Origin of the sequence: Flavobacterium chilense (assembly GCF_001602525.1) — a bacterium.
Lineage (GTDB): Bacteria > Bacteroidota > Bacteroidia > Flavobacteriales > Flavobacteriaceae > Flavobacterium > Flavobacterium chilense.
This window is the reverse complement of record NZ_LSYT01000007.1, coordinates 245,259-262,669: the sequence shown is the minus strand read 5'-3', so window position 1 is coordinate 262,669 and position 17,411 is coordinate 245,259. Positions and strand designations below refer to the sequence as shown.

The 17,411-nt window shown below is 33.4% G+C and carries 16 protein-coding genes; 6 read left to right on the top strand and 10 right to left on the bottom strand.

Annotated features, from left to right (window positions below):
* Positions 1 to 2: 2 nt before the first annotated feature.
* On the bottom strand, positions 3 to 827 hold the full coding sequence (locus tag A4F88_RS17485) for a KilA-N domain-containing protein (protein ID WP_068843921.1): 825 nt from the start codon (positions 825 to 827) through the stop codon (positions 3 to 5).
* A 252-nt stretch (positions 828 to 1,079) separates the two neighbouring features.
* Between A4F88_RS17485 and A4F88_RS17480 the strand changes: the two genes are divergently transcribed.
* The 3 genes from A4F88_RS17480 (at position 1,080) to A4F88_RS17470 (ending at position 4,012) form a co-directional block, all read left to right on the top strand.
* On the top strand, positions 1,080 to 2,174 hold the full coding sequence (locus A4F88_RS17480; protein ID WP_068843919.1) for a Nif3-like dinuclear metal center hexameric protein: 1,095 nt from the start codon (positions 1,080 to 1,082) through the stop codon (positions 2,172 to 2,174).
* 3 nt (positions 2,175 to 2,177) lie between these two features.
* Positions 2,178 to 2,957 carry a zinc ribbon domain-containing protein gene (locus A4F88_RS17475; protein WP_068843917.1) on the top strand — a complete coding sequence of 260 codons (780 nt, stop codon included), beginning with the start codon at positions 2,178 to 2,180 and terminating at the stop codon, positions 2,955 to 2,957.
* 182 nt (positions 2,958 to 3,139) lie between these two features.
* Positions 3,140 to 4,012, top strand: a complete 873-nt coding sequence (locus A4F88_RS17470; RefSeq protein WP_068843915.1) for an alpha/beta fold hydrolase — start codon at positions 3,140 to 3,142, stop codon at positions 4,010 to 4,012.
* Positions 4,013 to 4,114: 102 nt separating this feature from the next.
* Here A4F88_RS17470 and A4F88_RS17465 read toward each other — a convergent pair whose 3' ends face one another.
* A complete protein-coding gene (locus A4F88_RS17465; protein ID WP_245179157.1) occupies positions 4,115 to 4,807 on the bottom strand; it encodes an ArsR/SmtB family transcription factor in 693 nt (230 codons plus the stop codon).
* A gap of 64 nt (positions 4,808 to 4,871) precedes the next feature.
* Between A4F88_RS17465 and A4F88_RS17460 the strand changes: the two genes are divergently transcribed.
* The 3 genes from A4F88_RS17460 (at position 4,872) to rluF (ending at position 7,358) form a co-directional block, all read left to right on the top strand.
* Positions 4,872 to 6,023 carry a cytochrome P450 gene (locus tag A4F88_RS17460; RefSeq protein WP_068843913.1) on the top strand — a complete coding sequence of 384 codons (1,152 nt, stop codon included), beginning with the start codon at positions 4,872 to 4,874 and terminating at the stop codon, positions 6,021 to 6,023.
* 10 nt (positions 6,024 to 6,033) lie between these two features.
* Complete coding sequence (locus A4F88_RS17455; RefSeq protein WP_068843911.1) at positions 6,034 to 6,378, top strand: antibiotic biosynthesis monooxygenase family protein; 345 nt, start codon at positions 6,034 to 6,036, stop codon at positions 6,376 to 6,378.
* A 155-nt stretch (positions 6,379 to 6,533) separates the two neighbouring features.
* Entirely contained in the window at positions 6,534 to 7,358 is an 825-nt protein-coding gene (rluF, locus tag A4F88_RS17450) for a 23S rRNA pseudouridine(2604) synthase RluF (RefSeq protein ID WP_068843910.1), read from the top strand.
* Between the two features lie 48 nt (positions 7,359 to 7,406).
* Here the strand turns inward: rluF and A4F88_RS17445 are convergent, their stop codons facing one another.
* The 8 genes from A4F88_RS17445 to A4F88_RS17410 form a co-directional block, all read right to left on the bottom strand.
* The gene (locus A4F88_RS17445) at positions 7,407 to 8,792 is read right to left on the bottom strand and encodes a DUF4153 domain-containing protein (protein ID WP_068843909.1); all 1,386 of its coding nucleotides are present in this window, start codon (positions 8,790 to 8,792) and stop codon (positions 7,407 to 7,409) included.
* A 58-nt stretch (positions 8,793 to 8,850) separates the two neighbouring features.
* On the bottom strand, positions 8,851 to 9,141 hold the full coding sequence (locus A4F88_RS17440) for a winged helix-turn-helix domain-containing protein (protein WP_068843908.1): 291 nt from the start codon (positions 9,139 to 9,141) through the stop codon (positions 8,851 to 8,853).
* 4 nt (positions 9,142 to 9,145) lie between these two features.
* The gene (locus A4F88_RS17435; protein WP_068843907.1) at positions 9,146 to 9,760 is read right to left on the bottom strand and encodes a hypothetical protein; all 615 of its coding nucleotides are present in this window, start codon (positions 9,758 to 9,760) and stop codon (positions 9,146 to 9,148) included.
* Between the two features lie 312 nt (positions 9,761 to 10,072).
* The gene (locus A4F88_RS17430) at positions 10,073 to 10,960 is read right to left on the bottom strand and encodes a bifunctional 5,10-methylenetetrahydrofolate dehydrogenase/5,10-methenyltetrahydrofolate cyclohydrolase (protein WP_068843906.1); all 888 of its coding nucleotides are present in this window, start codon (positions 10,958 to 10,960) and stop codon (positions 10,073 to 10,075) included.
* A gap of 130 nt (positions 10,961 to 11,090) precedes the next feature.
* Complete coding sequence (gene ffh / locus A4F88_RS17425) at positions 11,091 to 12,443, bottom strand: signal recognition particle protein (protein WP_068843905.1); 1,353 nt, start codon at positions 12,441 to 12,443, stop codon at positions 11,091 to 11,093.
* 274 nt (positions 12,444 to 12,717) lie between these two features.
* Positions 12,718 to 14,403 (bottom strand): MBOAT family O-acyltransferase, encoded by a 1,686-nt coding sequence (locus tag A4F88_RS17420; protein ID WP_068843904.1) that lies wholly within the window; start codon positions 14,401 to 14,403, stop codon positions 12,718 to 12,720.
* A gap of 1 nt (position 14,404) precedes the next feature.
* Positions 14,405 to 15,826, bottom strand: coding sequence for a GDSL-type esterase/lipase family protein (locus A4F88_RS17415; RefSeq protein WP_068843903.1), 1,422 nt, complete (start codon positions 15,824 to 15,826; stop codon positions 14,405 to 14,407).
* Positions 15,819 to 17,303, bottom strand: coding sequence for an SGNH/GDSL hydrolase family protein (locus A4F88_RS17410; RefSeq protein ID WP_068843902.1), 1,485 nt, complete (start codon positions 17,301 to 17,303; stop codon positions 15,819 to 15,821). Before A4F88_RS17410 ends, A4F88_RS17415 begins: the two co-directional genes overlap by 8 nt.
* Positions 17,304 to 17,411: the final 108 nt, after the last annotated feature.

Genomic DNA, 17,411 nt, shown 5'->3' with positions numbered 1-17,411 from the left:
TTTTATTTCAATTTATTCGTTACATCAGAATTAATTAAAGACTTCATTTGATTAATAGCAATTTCATTCAATTTCAATAATCTCTCCTGCTGCGTAATTTCTTGTTGTATAAACATTGCATTTATACTTTCAAGATTTGATAAAACAACTAATTGTTCAATTGAAGCAACATCTCTAATATTTCCTTTTTTATCAAGATTTTGATCACGCCATTGTTTGGCTGTTTTACCAAACAAAGCAACATTTAACAGATCAGCCTCATCCGCATAAATAAAATTCTTTTGATTTATAGTTAAACTCATCGGAATTAAATTCTCTTTTATAGCATCTGTATGTATTTTGTAATTAATCTTGGAAATTGTTCTTTGTAGATTCCATTCGAGGTTTTTAGCATCGCTTTCATCTTCTTTTAAACGTTGAAATTCTTTTATCAAATAAAACTTAAATTCAGCACTTAACCAGGTCGCAAATTCAAAAGCAATATCTTTATGTGCAAATGTACCACCATAACGACCTGTTTTCGAAATTATACCAATAGCATTTGTCGTTTCGATCCATCTTTTTGGCGTTAACGAGAAACTATTAGACCCAGTCATATTTTTAATTCCATCGAATTCGATGGAATTAAAATTGGGATTATTAAATTTTTCCCACAGTCCAATAAATTCAACTGTGCTACGATTTCTCATCCAGTTTTGTAAAATATAATCACTACGTTCACTATCTCGATGTCTGGCAATATCTGTAAGAGAAATAAAGTCTTCTTTATGATCTTCATACAAAACAACATCAATTCCCTGAACATTTATTTTTTTATTTTTAGCCATAATTTAATGCTGAAATATTAATCTAATGGAATTAAATACGTCTCAAACTTAACTCCATAAGCAAGATAAACCCTGAAATTTGATAATGAATCTGTACAAAATAACAAACAGAAAAGTATTTCTTGAAGTACGTTCATTTTACGAAAGTATAATTTTTTTCGTTAATTTGTTTTATGAATTCGTTTCAAGTTTTCTCCAACAGCATGAAACCTGAAGCAAATAAAACATAAAACCTGAAACAAAAAAGCAATAATGAAAATCAAAGAAATAATAGCAGTTCTCGAAGAAATGGCACCTTTGGCTTACGCCGAAGATTTTGACAATGTTGGACTTTTAGTGGGTGATACTGAAACGGAAAGTACGGGAGTTTTGGTTTGTCATGATGCCTTAGAAAATGTAATCGACGAAGCCATTAGCAAAGACTGTAATTTGGTAGTATGTTTTCATCCTATTTTATTTTCCGGAATTAAAAAAATTACAGGCAAAAATTATGTCGAACGCGCCATCCTGAAAGCAATCAAAAATGATATTGCCATTTATGCCGTTCACACTGCACTGGACAATCATTCGGCTGGTGTTAACAAAATATTTTGCGATGCTTTAGGTTTAACGAATACTAACGTTCTGGTCCCGAAACAGGGTTTTATTCAAAAATTAGTTACTTACACTACTCCTGATAATGCCGAAAAAGTCCGAAATGCAATGTTTCAGACTGGCGCAGGAACAATTGGCAATTATGACAATTGCAGTTTTAATACGGAAGGTTTTTTTACTTTTCAGGGCAATGAAAACAGTAATCCTGTAATTGGCGAAAAAGGAAAATTACATACCGGAACCGAAATCAAAATTGAAGTTATTTTTGAAAAACATTTACAATCTAAAATTCTAAAAGCATTGTTCTCAAATCATATTTATGAAGAAGTGGCTTATGAAATTTATGATTTAAAAAATGCACACCAAAATATTGGTTTGGGAATGATCGGCGAATTTGAAACAGAAATGGACGAAAAAGATTTTCTGTTTTTTGTAAAAGATAAAATGATTGCAAACGGCATTCGCCATTCAGCCTTTACAGGAAAAAAAATCAAGAAAGTTGCTGTTTTAGGCGGATCCGGAAGTTTTGCCATAAAAAATGCAATTCAGGCTGGTGCTGATGCTTTTTTGACAGCAGATTTAAAATACCATCAGTTTTATGAAGCAGAAAACCGACTTCTTTTAGCGGATATTGGTCATTTTGAGAGCGAACGCTATACAAAAAACTATATTGTTGATTTTCTTCGAAAAAAAATCCTTAATTTTGCCATCATTTTATCAGAAGAAAATACAAATCCAGTTAAGTACTTATAGAATATGGCGAATACGAAAGAATTAAGTGTTGAGGACAAGTTAAGAGCAATATACGATTTACAGCTTATTGACTCTAGAATTGACGAAATCAGAAACGTGAGAGGTGAACTTCCTTTAGAAGTGGAAGATCTAGAAGATGAAGTTGCAGGTTTAAGCACGCGTTCAGAGAAACTGAAAAGTGAACTTGAGGTTATTGAAGATCTTATCAAATCGAAAAAAAATGCGATTGATGAGCACAAAGAGGTTATCAAAAAATACACAAAACAACAAGAATCAGTTCGCAATAACAGAGAATTTAATTCTTTGACTAAAGAGGTTGAATTTCAGGAATTAGAAATTCAATTGGCTGAAAAGCAAATCAAAGAAATGAAAGCTTCTATCGAACATAAAAAAGAAGTTATTTCTAATTTAAAAGAAAAACTTGACGCTAAAAGTTCGCACTTAAAACATAAAAAATCTGAATTGGATGCTATCATGGCTGAAACTCAAAAAGAAGAAATCTTCTTATCTGAGAAATCTGCTGAGTTTGCTTCACAAATCGAAGACAGATTATTAGCTGCTTACAACAGAATCAGAAGCAGTGTTCGTAACGGTTTAGCTGTAGTTTCTATCGAAAGAGGAGCTTCTGCAGGATCTTTCTTTACAATTCCGCCACAAACTCAGGTTGAAATTGCTTCAAGAAAGAAAATCATTACTGATGAGCACTCTGGAAGAATTTTAGTTGATACTGCTTTAGCAGATGAAGAAAAAGAAAAAATGGAACAATTGTTCTCAAAATTCTAAATAACAAGGTCCCGATTAAATCGGGACTTTTTTTTGCCATTATTTTTTCGCCACGAATTTCACGAATTTCACGAATTCCCCCTAATTAATTCTTGAAATTCGTGGCGAAACTTTTTACTAATCTGTAAAAATCATTTTAATCTGTGGCAAAACATTTTTTACCTTTATAAAAAATTTAAGTTTTGGGAATTAAAAAAGGAATTCGTTTTATTACATTAAAATCGGTTGGGTCATATATTAATTTTTTGAGTTATGTGCGTCCGCAAAAGGCAGTTGAACTTTCTTATGCGCTCTTTAGTCAGCCTCGTATTGGGAGATTACAAAAAGATACACTGCCAAAAGTTTTACGTAATACCGAAACAGAAATGTTTCATCATAACGAACATCATTTTCAAACGTATGTATGGAAAGGAAACGAAACCAAAATTCTTCTGGTTCACGGTTGGGAAAGCAATGCTTCGCGCTGGAAAAAAACCTTACCACATCTTCAAAAATCAGGAAGCACGATTATTGCTATTGATGCTCCGGCTCACGGACAAAGCAGTGGTAAAGAATTCAATGTACCATTATATGCTGAATTCATAAATAAAGCGGTCGAAAAATACCAGCCAACTATTATAATTGGTCATTCTATTGGTGGTGCGGCTTGTGTTTATCATCAGTATTTGTTCCCGAATACCAGTATCAACAAAATGGTTATTCTGGGAGCTCCTTCAGATTTGAAGACGTTAATTGACAATTACATTTCGATGTTAAGCCTGAATACTAAAATGCTTTCACTTTTAGAAAGTAAATTTATTCATCGTTTCAACTTTAAACTGGAAGACTTCTCGGGACAAAAATTTGCTTCAGAATTTAATATTCCTGGTTTTATTGCTCATGATACTTCAGATAAGATCGTCGCTTTTGAAGAAGGAAAAAAAATAGCAAGTAACTGGAAAAACAGCCAGTTTATTGAAACTAATGGCTTGGGGCACGGAATGCATGATGATGAATTGTATGATAAGGTGATTGAGTTTTTGTTTTCGGAAGGTTCTGAGCCGCTAAGTCACTAAGACGCTAAGTTTTTTCCAAGTTTTAGATAAGTGACCACGATATTGTCATTCCGAGGAAGAGGAATGACAAACTTTATGTCAAATCAAAAAGTTTAAGCAAATCTAAACTACTATTTTAAAATACTTCAACAACTCCTTCTCTCCTTTTCCGGTAATAATAATTGCTCTGGAATTTGCGGTTCTTCTAATCCAGTCTTCTTCCAGCATTTTATTCAGCAATAGAGCTCCAACTGAGCCTGCAATATGATTTCTTCTTTCGCTCCAGTCGAGACATGGCTTTAAAAATATTCGTTTTTGTTTTTGAGCTTCTTCTAAGTTAATTCCAAAATCAGAAAACCATTTTTCTCCTTCTGAACTAATTTCGAAAACATGGTTTGTTCGAACAATTATTTTTTGATCCAATAAACTATCGGCTAAAGCAACGCCAATTTTTCCTGCCAGATGATCATAACAGGTTCTGCAGAATTTTATTGGCGGGTAATTTTCAGTTTCATTACCCGAAGAAACTTTTGTTTTAGGAACAAGATTAGCCATTCCTTCAAGCGCATACGCAACTTCTTTATTCGAAAACCTGTAATATTTATGACGTCCTTGTTTTTCTACACAAAGTAAATTGGCATCAAGAAGTTTTCCCAGATGCATACTTATATTTTGGGGAGACGTATTGGCTGCTACAGCCAGTTCTGTTGCTGTAAAAGCCCGCCCATCCAACAATGTCCACAAAATTGATGCACGTGTAGGATCTCCAATTAAAGTTGCTGTTTTTATAAATTGATCTTCCATCCAGATATTCATAGTTAAGTGCAGAATGAAGTATTGCTTTGTAAAGTTAAATAACTTTGAAAGAAAATAAGTTTATATGTTTACTACTTTATTTCTTCAGTCAGAAACTAGCGATCCTTATTCGATATATAAAACCATGTTAGAGCGAAATCCCGTTTATTGGGATGAAATGAATAAAATATGGGCAATATATTCTTATGAAGATTGTGTTTCGATTTTAAAAAACCCCAATGTTAGGATTCCAGTTGTAAATCCTGACAATGAACAAAAACTGAACAAGCATGCTTTAGAGATTTTAAACAATCTAACCCGATTATCAAATGGAATTCAGCATGAAATTTCAAGAGAAATCGCGATGTTTTTATTTTCAAACATGAAATCTGTCGAAAGCTATAAAATCATTTCTCAATTAATAGAAAATGATTTAAGTGCTAATAAAATCAATTGGGTAAATTCGGTTGGCAAAAAATTGCCTGTTTTAGTTGTTTTAAAGAGTTTTGGTTTTGAAGAAAAGGATTGCGATTTTATTTCAAACAAAATTGAATCTTTGGTTAAAATAATGCTTCCGCAGAAAACCGAAGAGCAAATAAAATCTATAAATGAAGTTTCAGCAGAAATCTTTTCAATTGTAGAAAAACGACTTTCTGCTTTAAGTTTCTATGAACCTTTAATCGCAAAAATTTCGAGATCTGAACATCTTTCGCCTGACACAATCAAAATAATATGCATTAGCAATATGATTGGATTGCTGATTCAGAGTTTTGATGCCGGAAGAGGAATTCTTAGCAATTCGTTACTGCAGATTCTAAAAAATAAAACTTTTTCAAACAAATCCGAAATAGAAAAATCGGTTATTGAGACCATCAGATTTGATCCTCCAATTCACAATACAAGGAGAATAGCGACTGAAGATATAATCATCGGCGAAAACCTTATTAAAAAAGATGATCCTATATTAGTTGTACTTGCATCAGCAAACCGTGATGCTGAAAAGTTTAAAAATCCAATTAACTTTGATATTGAAAGAAACAACAATAATGAAAATCTAACTTTTGGAATTGGCGAACATATGTGCCTGGCGAAATATTTTTCAATTGATTTAACCACAGAAGCTTTGTGGTTTTTATTTGACCACTATAAAACAGTTGTACTTTTAGAAGACACAATTGAATACGAACCAATAATTAATGCCAGATTACCAAAAACAATCTGGATTTCATTACAATAAAAACTAAACTATGATAGCTGTAATTTTTGAAGTTATTCCTAATGAAGGAAAAAAAGAAGAGTATTTAGATATCGCTGCAAGTTTGCGACCTGAATTAGATCATATAGAAGGATTTATATCGATCGAACGTTTTCAGAGTTTTACTAATCCTGAAAAGGTTTTATCGTTGTCTTTTTGGAAAGATGAAGAAAGCATCCGGAAATGGAGAAATCTTGAAATGCACCGACATGCACAAGCAAAAGGTCGTAATGAAGTTTTTAAGGATTATCATTTAAGAATCGCTACTGTTGTTCGTGATTACGGAATGTTTGATCGTAAAGAGACTCCTCAGGATAGTTCAGAATTTCATAATTAAGGTTCAAAGTTGCAGAGACTCAAAGGCACAAAGGTTATTTTTGAGGTTCTGACGCTCTGAGTTGATAAGGTTCTAATTTTTTTAGTTTTCCAAAAATCTAAGAAGTCTAACAATCTAAAGATCTAACAAATCTAAATTTTGCCTACTTTTGCACTATGGAAGATAATTTAAAACGTCTGAATAAATTTATTGGAGAAACGGGCTATTGTTCTCGTCGTGAAGCCGATAAATTGATTGAAGAAGGACGCGTAACAATAAATGGTGCTGTGCCGGAAATGGGAACTAAAGTTTCACCAGATGATGAAGTGCGCATAGATGGAAAGTTAATCGTGGAAAAGCACGAAAAAATGGTGTATCTGGCATTCAATAAACCTGTTGGAATTGAATGTACAACTAATCTTGAAGTACGAAACAATATTGTAGATTATATTAATTACCCTAAACGTATTTTCCCTATTGGAAGACTGGATAAAGCGAGTGAAGGATTAATTTTTATGACAAATGATGGTGACATTGTAAATAAGATTTTACGTGCCAGAAACAATCACGAAAAAGAATATACGGTTACGGTAAACAAACCTATTACAGATCGCTTTATACAACGAATGGGAAATGGTGTTCCGATTTTGGATACGGTTACCCGAAAATGCAAAGTAGAGCAAATTAGTAAATACACTTTCAAGATTATTTTAACGCAGGGTTTAAACCGTCAGATCCGTAGAATGACCGAATACTTAGGTTATGATGTAACGGCATTGAAACGTATTAGGATCATTAATATTTCTTTGGATGTTCCGGTTGGTCGTTACCGCGATTTAACTGATGATGAGATCAAAGAATTAAACGAATTGATTGAACCTTCAAGCAAAACAGAAGAAGCGAGTTTACCAAAAGTTGAAACTCCAAATAAACCTTCAAACAGAAGAACAACTTTTATTTCCAAACACGATCCCAGATTTAAGAAAAAAGGTGATTATTAATATAAAGAATCCCATCTGTTTGTACAGATGGGATTTTTTCTTGTGTTCCTATTTACTTTTCAAAAATTCATAATACAAAGCTTTTGAAAGAAAAGTCGAATTTTGGTAGTTTTCAATCAAAATATTTCTATTAATTTCATCCTGCCCTCCAAATAGATTATTCTTATCAAAATACTCTCGACGTGCGTCTTCATTGAAGTTTAAGCTACTTAAGAATTTTGGTTCAACCCCTTTATTAACAGAGATATTATAAACTGTGATCAGATTTCCCCAATTCACAAAACTGCACATTAAAACTGTTCCATAGAAATACCAAACCATTTGATTCACTAAGTACGCATTTGTTTTTTTCTTTGTAATTTTTAGAAAAGAGTAAATCAAGCCAATAATCGCCAAAATCAAAAAAGCATACACGCCTAAACGTTTATAGGTTAAACCAAAGAAAGAAACATATTCTGAGTTTTTGATGATAGCACTAACGATCAAAACAATATTTAAGGTGATCCAGATTTTAGCCAGTCTTTTTAATACTGTTGATTTTTCGTCAAAATTAAATCCGCCTTTAAAATAAAATAAGATTACACCAACTGCCATCAGAATAGAAAAAATCACAGCATTTACACGTTCGTGTGTGTCTGCGCTTAAATTTGTTTTTTTGATCACTTCAAAAAACTGTTCGTAATTATATGTTCCAATAAAAACCAAAAGCATAATATTCAACAGAAACAAGGTGATTTCTCCACTTTTTCTTTCAAAGTTAAGATCTAAAAATGAAAATGTACTTTGACTTTTTACTTCGCTAATATTGGTGAATTCGTTATTTAATTTTGGATTGAATTCGTAACAAACTTCCGGCACCCAGTAATTCCAGAAACTAAATGAAATATAAAATCCAAGTACGCTTATGAGTATGAGCTGGAAAATATCAATATCCAGCGTATAATCTGTAAATAATGATGAGAAATGATCGCTACCAAAAGAATAAACGATAAAAAACAATCCTAAAAACAATACCGGAATAACGACAAAGGCCACCAGTTTTTTTGCAAAATCATTATGGATTTTTCGTTCCGGAAGCCATTGACTCAACATAAAAACACGTCCAAATGAGGTAAATATGTTTAAGAATATCAACGGAAAAACCTGTATGATTTTAAGTTCGCCATCCTGAGTTTTAAACTGTAAAAACAGGATTGATAAAGCTAAAGCAAAAAACGAAGCGGCATCTCCGTACCATGCAAAAGCAAAACAAGATAAAATAGAAGTTACTACCAGAACCAAATGCGATCTGTCGACAAATTTTTCCTGAAAAAAATAGCTAACAAACAGCGTTAATATCACGCCAAAAATACCCAGATTAACCCCGGGAGACTGATTGTAAAAAAGCACTGTAAACAGTACTGTACAAGCTAAAATAATTTGATGTTTTTTCATTTTTATTAAATTAAAAGTACTTTGTATTTCAAAGTTATTAGACAAAAAAATATAGATCTTAGGATTTCATCAATTTTTCGAGATAAGAAAGGTGTTCTTTGAACGCCGCGCGGCCAAGCGGTGTTACCTGATAAGATGTTTTGGGCTTTTTACCAACAAATTCTTTCTTAACTTCGATATATTCTGATTTTTCTAATGCAGAGGAATGACTTGCTAAATTACCATCGGTGATGTTTAAAAGATTTTTCATCTCGGTAAAATCTACCCAGTCGTTAACCATCAGAACGGACATTATACCCAATCTGACACGGCTTTCAAAATCTTTATTTAATTTATCAATGATTCCCATTGGATTATTTGTATTTTTTGAACATCACTAATCCATATAAAATATGCAGTATACCAAATCCTAAGATCCAGAATATCAAACCATATCCAATATAAAAGAGCGCAATACATCCTAATAAAAGCTCCGAAAATCCTAAATATTTTATATCTGAAAAAGTATATTTTTCAGCATTTATAACGGCCAGTCCGTAAAATATTAAAGTAGATGGTGCAACCAGACCAAAATAACCATGATACATTAAAGCCAGACAAAATATTCCTCCTGTTACTAAAGGAACTGCTAAATTGAACAGCATTTTTTTTGTAGCCGAAGTCCAGATTGGCAAATTATATTTTCGGCTTTTTCTAATGGTGAAAAAGATTCCGAATGCAAACGCACAACTCATGATCACAATACCGATCCAAAATAATTCTGAAACTAAATTAGCCGAATACAACCTGTGATCATCTTTTAAATAATCCATACCGTTTGCTTTAAACAACTGGTAAACATATAATCCTCCAATAAGAGCCGAAAGTCCCGCAAAAACTCCTGAAAGTCCGCTTAACGATATAAATCTGGAAGAACGCTCCATCATGGAACGAATATGTGCTAAATCTTCTTGGTGCTTTTGATTCATAATTAAAGTACTTTGCAGTACAAAGTTATTATTTATTTTGACTTGACAAATAAAAATTGACTTTTATTTTACAGATGCTGGAAATCAGAGTAATTAGACTCTGAAAAACCTCAAGAACAAAAGGTCCTGAAAGCTGCGTGAGGGATAGGAAGAAGCTACCGAAGTAGCCTGGATAGCCCGACCTTATTTACAAAAAGGCGCACAATAAACGACCAGATTGGAGCGCCTTTTTGTAAATAAGGTCACGCCCAATGTATAAAACAAGAAAAGCCTATTCTTACGAATAGGCTTTAATGTATTTTTAAAATAAAATTATTTATTTTTTGCACTTCTCATTTTGCGCGCTAAAAGAGTATTTTTTAATAGCATTGCAATTGTCATTGGTCCTACTCCACCGGGAACTGGTGTAATAAAAGATGCTTTTTTGCTCACCTCATCAAAATCAACATCACCTTTGATTACATATCCTTTTGCGTTTGATGCATCATCTACACGTGTAATTCCAACGTCAATAACCGTTACTCCATCTTTTACCATATCTGCTTTTAGAAATTCCGGAACTCCTAAAGCTGTGATGATAATATCGGCATTTTTAGTAAACTCTGCTAAGTTTTTAGTTCGGCTGTGAGTTAAGGTAACTGTCGAGTCTCCCGGATTTCCTTTACGGCTCATTAAAATACTCATTGGTCGGCCTACAATATGACTTCTTCCAATTACAACGGTATGTTTTCCGGCAGTTTCAACTTTATAACGCTCCAACAGCTCCATAATTCCGAATGGTGTTGCAGGAATGAAACTTTCCATTTCTAAAGCCATTCTACCAAAGTTAGTTGGGTGAAAACCATCGACATCTTTATCAGGATCGATTGCTAATAAGATTTTTTGCTCATCGATATGTTTTGGTAATGGCAACTGAACGATATACCCGTCCAGATTATCATCTTCGTTTAACTCTTTTATTTTGGCAAGTAAATCCTCTTCGGTAATGGTTTCCGGCAGACTTACTAAAGTAGAATCAAATCCGATTTCCTGACATGATTTTACTTTACTTCCTACATAAGTTAAACTTGCTCCATTGTTACCCACTAAAACCGCTGCTAAGTGAGGTACTTTTCCTCCGGCTGCTTTTATGGATTGAACTTCGGCTGCAATTTCGTTTTTAATGTCGTTAGATGTTTTTTTACCGTCTAGTAGTTGCATTGTTTTCTAAAAGTTAAATGTTCTAAGTTAGAAGTGAGAAGCTAATCTTCTCTTTTATTAATTTAATTATAAAATTTAAGGTCTAAAATTCCAGCTTATAACTTGAAACTTTAAACCTTAAACTTTTATTTTATCTCGGCATTCCGCCTGGCATTCCTTTCATGCCTCCCATCATTTTCATCAGATTTTTTCCGCCCGGACCCTGCATCATTTTCATCATCTTGCTCATTTGGTCAAACTGCTTCATTAACTGATTTACCTGCTCGACTTTGGTTCCGGAACCTTTTGCAATTCTGGCTTTTCTTTTTACGTCGATAATGGCAGGTTTGCTTCTTTCGATTGGCGTCATGGAATGAATGATGGCTTCGATATGTTTGAAAGCATCATCTTCGATTTCTACATCTTTCATGGCTTTTGAAGCTCCAGGTATCATTCCAACCAGGTCTTTCATATTACCCATTTTCTTTACTTGCTGAATCTGCGTTAGGAAATCATCAAAACCAAATTCGTTTTTAGCGATTTTCTTTTGAAGTTTTCTGGCTTCTTCTTCATCAAATTGTTCCTGAGCTCTTTCTACAAGCGACACAACGTCTCCCATACCTAAGATACGCTCTGCCATACGATCTGGATAAAAAACATCAATTGCTTCCATCTTCTCGCCTGTACCTACAAATTTGATTGGTTTGTTTACAACCGATTTAATCGAAATTGCAGCTCCACCACGTGTATCACCATCTAATTTCGTTAAGATAACTCCATCAAAGTTTAAGATATCGTTGAAAGCTTTTGCTGTATTTACAGCATCTTGTCCTGTCATCGAATCGACAACGAATAATGTTTCCTGAGGCTGAATTGCTTTGTGAACACGCGCAATTTCATCCATCATTTCCTGATCTACTGCCAAACGACCTGCAGTATCGACGATAACTACATTAAATCCGTTTGCTTTTGCATGTTTGATTGCGTTTTGAGCAATCTCTACAGGATTTTTATTTTCTGGTTCTGAGTAAACCTCAACACCTATTTGATCTCCAACAACATGAAGCTGATTAATCGCCGCAGGACGGTAGATATCACACGCTACAAGAAGTGGCTTTTTATTTTTCTTCGTTTTTAAGAAGTTGGCTAATTTTCCTGAGAAAGTAGTTTTACCAGAACCCTGAAGTCCGGACATTAATATAACGCTTGGATTTCCGGAAAGGTTAATTCCGGCAACATCACCTCCCATTAATTCTGTCAGCTCATCTTTTACCAGCTTCACCAATAATTGTCCTGGCTGAAGCGTTGTTAAAACGTCCTGACCAATTGCTTTTTCTTTTACTTTGGTTGTAAAATCTTTAGCAATTTTAAAGTTAACATCGGCATCAAGTAAGGCACGACGAACTTCTTTTAAGGTATCGGCAACGTTTACTTCTGTAATTTTACCGTGTCCTTTTAATATATGGAACGCTTTATCTAACTTATCACTTAAATTATCAAACATACTATTTTCTTTATTTGAAGTGCAAAGATAATCTAATTAGATATTTCAGGCAATTTTTATTTATACGCAATTTTGCCACAAAGACACTAAGGCACAAAGTTTATTTTGTTTTTTTCTTGCTAAACTGCCGAGTTTTGTTTCTCGCAGATTTAGCAGATTAGGCTGATTTTTTTCATTCTTAATAAATAATCTGTCTAATCCAGTTAGAGCAAAAAAAAGCGCAAAGAATAAAAACCTTTGCGCCTTTGTGCCTTTGTGGCTATGAACCTTAAAATTAAAACTGGAAGTAAATAAACGGCTGCGAACCAGCAACTGCTGTTGCATATACAATCCAGTATACAAAGCCCAGAATAATTGCTTTTCCTATTAAAGGTGTTTTATCAAAAACAAATTTCATTTTTGAAGTGATTACTTCCGGTAAGAAATGCCAAACGTATCCAAAAAGCATTAATAAAAATACATTTTTATACCCTATAACAATTGCCTGCCAATGTTCTGGCTCAAAAGTTAACTGACCTATATTATTAATCACTTGTAAGGCTGTTTCAAAATCTCTGGCACGGAAAAAGATCCAACAGAAAACTACAAAATGAAACGTAATTACGATTGATATGAATTTCCAAAGTAAACCTGAACTTTTACCTTCTTTTTTGGATGGGAAAAATTCCATGAAAATTTTATGAATAGCTAATGCCAAACCGTGTAATGCTCCCCAAACAATAAATTGTGCCCCGGCTCCATGCCATAATCCTCCCAGTAGCATTGTGGTAAACAAATTGAAATTGGTTACCAGTGTCTGGTTTCTTTTCTTTGAAAGTAAAAATGTCAAGCAAAATACTACGATTGCCCCAATTGCTATTGCTAACGGAACAAAGCTCTCGTTTATATTTGAAATTCCCCAAAGCAACAATCCAAAGAAAAATAAACTAGGAAATAAAAATCCTGCGAATGTTCCTTCTCTGTTTCCTCCAATAGAGATATACAAGAAATCTTTTAACCAGGTGGACAGCGAAATGTGCCATCTTCTCCAGAAATCTGTAATTGATGTTGATTTGTATGGTGTTCTAAAGTTGGCCGGCAATTTAAAACCTAATAATAGCGCAATTCCGATTGCCATATCTGAGTATCCGGAAAAATCGCAATAAATTTGAATAGCATATCCATAAGACGCCATTAAGTTTTCAAACGATGTGTAATTCATCGGTGTATCAAAAACACGGTCTACAAAGTTTATCGAAATGTAATTTGAGATTACGGTTTTCTTGATTAATCCACCTATAATTAAAAACAAAGCATTGTTTACATCCTGCTTGGTCAGATTTAGTTTTTGATAAATCTGTGGCAGGAAATCCTTTGCTCTTACAATTGGTCCGGCAACTAATTGCGGGAAAAATGAAACGAAAAATAAATATTCGATGTAATTTTTTGTTGGCTTAATTTCTTCACGATAAATTTCAATAATATAACTCATCGACTGGAAGGTATAAAATGAAATTCCGACAGGAAGAAAAATATCATGAAGCTGATAATTACCATGAAACATATCATTGAAGGTAACAATCATAAAGTTCATGTATTTGAAATAACCTAATAATCCCAGATTCAGGATTACACTTATTACAAGATAAATTTTCTTTCGACTGTCTTTTGCTTCTCTGTAAATTACCTGACTCAGTCCATAATCGACGACAGAGGAAAGCAATAGCAGTAAAAAGTAGATTCCGCTTGACTTATAATAAAAGAAAAGTGAGAAGAGAATAACGTACGTTAATCTTAAATAAAATGTTTTGCGTAAAAAGGCATACACAAAATAAAAAACGAGAAATAACCCTAAGAATAATCCGGTATTAAATAATAGTTTTTCGTCCGGATTATATATAAACCACCCTTTAGCCTGTTCTAATGTAACTGCACCAAAATTTTGAACAAACCAATTATTTATGCTATCAATTGTAATCAACTTAATTTTTTAATTTAAAATTATCATATGCTTTTAAAAATGCCTCTATAAACAAGTTTCCTTGCTTTTCGTATCCTTTTTTAGAATAGTGAACCCAATCAGGACCAATTAATCCTGTTGCTTTTAGATTTCGGATTCCGTCCATTCCTCCAAATTCATCATATAAATCCCAAACTGCAAAACCATCTGTTTTTGCTGCCTCTATAATACTTTTTGCATATTCGTGAATGTAAATATTAGGTTTTCTGGCTTTAAGCAAAGAGGGAGGCGGTGTCATAACAAGTATGGCTACATTGCTGTTTTGCTCTTTTATCTTTTTTATAAATTCACGTAGTTCTTTTATATAAGCAACAGCATCCATATGATCGTAACTTTCGTTTGTTCCTAATGACAAAACGAGTAAATCAGCATGCAGGGCTTTAAACTGATCAAAAAATAATGGGTATTTATTGTAATCTGAAAATTTTGCTCCGTTTACTCCAATACTGCTGTAAATAACTCCCGGAGCATCTTTTTCCAGAAAAAGGCCGTTAAGTTCATACTTCTCGGAGTTTTTATTTGGAACCAGAAAGATTTTATCTAAAGCTTTATCTGAATGATAAGAATGTGAGAACGAATCTGATTCTAAATCTAAAGGAACAAACTCTGAACTGGTAATATTCTTAGGTCTTGTTTCGTTTGTTAAGATCTTTAATGTTCTTCCTGCACGAATATTATTTGACTTGAGGTGATTGACTTTTTTAATATCGGCAATTGAAATATTGTATTTATCGGCAATGGTCGAAATAGCTTCTCCTTTTTTAATCTTATGTGTTATGATTTTTCGCTCTGTAGACTGAATTGTTTTGGTTTGGGACGAGATCGCCAAATTGAACATATTTTGATTCTGCGGGGTAATGATATAAATAGAATTGAATTTATAAGCAGCATCTTTAATATGCAATTCGATTGCAAAACCATCGTTATCTCTCCAGAGTGCAATTCCGCTTAAACCAATCGGTAGATTTTTAAAGGGATGTATATTTCGATAACTTTCCCAGGCTCTGTTCGAATAAAAGCGTTCGTTATAAGAACCATTTGTTTTAGCCAGCTGATATGGAAAAACAAAACCACGTCCGCCGTTTCCAAACTTTTGCTGTAAGTTCTTTCTAATTTCATTGGTCATCAAATCGCTCTGAATATGCGAATCCCCAACATGTACAATATTTATCTTTTTGTTATTGTTGCTTTCATTTTCCTTCAACTTCTTAAAAACATCCTTTAAAACTTCCGCATTATAGATTCTATCCTCCGAAAAAGAATCTACCGCTGTTGTATCGACTTTGTGAACCATATTTTTAATTATTGGAGTTGAATCTGCCTTTTCTGTCTCACCATTGGTGGAGAAAAAAAGACAACAAAAGAAAATAATAAGTCTATTCATTTACACTATCTTTTTTTACAGAAACAGAATCTGTATTTGATTTTTTGACTGTTCCTGGTCTGTTTACCCCAGTCCCTCTATTTTCTCGTAATACTTTGTATTGTTCGTATCCTTTGTTTAACTGATCGTATAACAATTTACCAATGGCTTTTGCACCACGCTGGTTAAAGTGTGTATAATCTTTATTGGCTTTTGCCGGAGACTCATCTACCCATTTTACCATTGATCCGTCACCGCCCATTAAAGTATATAAATTTACAAACCCTGATTCGGTTTCCAATGCATATCTTTTTTGCGCTTTCATTAATGGAACTACAGCAGAATCGGTTTTCATTTCTAAATCATATTTTGTTGATTTATCTGCTGTCGAAATAATTAAGACAGAAACTCCCGGAAAAGATTCTCTAATTTTGTTCACCACTTTTGTCATTCCTTTTTGGTACCAGGAATAATTTTTGGTTCCGTAATTTAAAACGTTGGTTCCGTAATGTAAAATAACCAAATCGTATTTCAGGCTATTATTGAATCCCTGCATTACATTGGCATTAAACATTGAGATTGGCAATCCTGAATTTCCTCTTTGCGAGAAATTATCAACATGAACTCCAATTCCGTTATCAAAATTAAAGCCATAGATTGGAATTGAATCTGCATGTATAAAATTAGCTTTGAATGCTTTTACACTTCCTGAAGTTACTTTTAAAGCATTGACTAAGTTACCCGGAACAAGGCTTTTTCTCAATGTATCTTTTCCAATAACAAAATTCACATTTCCTTTTTTAGATGATTTACCATAATATAATGTAGGATTATCTAAAGTTGTGGCATATTTATTAAGTCCTGCTTCGTATTGAACCCAGGTTGTATTTGCTTTATCATTTGCAAAAAACACATGACCGTTTACTCCAAAAGGGCTTATTGGATTTTTGATATTTAAATACGATAAGGTTTTCCAGTTTTTAGAGTAAGTTGACTTAACCGAACCTCTCGATGCGGCAGACTCTGAAGTTATAGGCACAAAACCAACACCATTACCACCAAAACGTTCCTGATAATTAGATCTCACATCCTGTACAATTAAATCCCCATCTGTCATAGAGTCGCCATAATAAGCAATCCTTACTTTAGATTGTGGATTTTTTTCCAGCTGATATAATTTTTCATAAAAATTAATCAGATATTGATATCCTTTATAGTTATCGAAAGTTTCAGATGGAAATTCGATTCCTTCTGAGGCATCAAAAACGATTCTCTCCCTTGCTTCTCTTTTTTCGTCTTCGCTAAGACTGTCATCTTCCAGCGATAAGGAATCATTTGCTACAGACTCTAAAAGCAAACTGTCAATCAGTACGTTTTTAGAATCTACTTTACTATCCGGAAAAATTTTATCAGGTAAGATTTGTTTAAATCCAATGAAAGCTATGAATGCCAATGCGACAATTGCAAAAGACTGAAAGAAATATGATTTTGTATTCACTAGTAATTATAAATTTGAAAAAAGGACCGCAAAAAATTTCATTCAAAATTCCTATTAATTCCTTATAAAAAAGTAATGCGCAAAGATAGAATTAAACATTAGTTTATA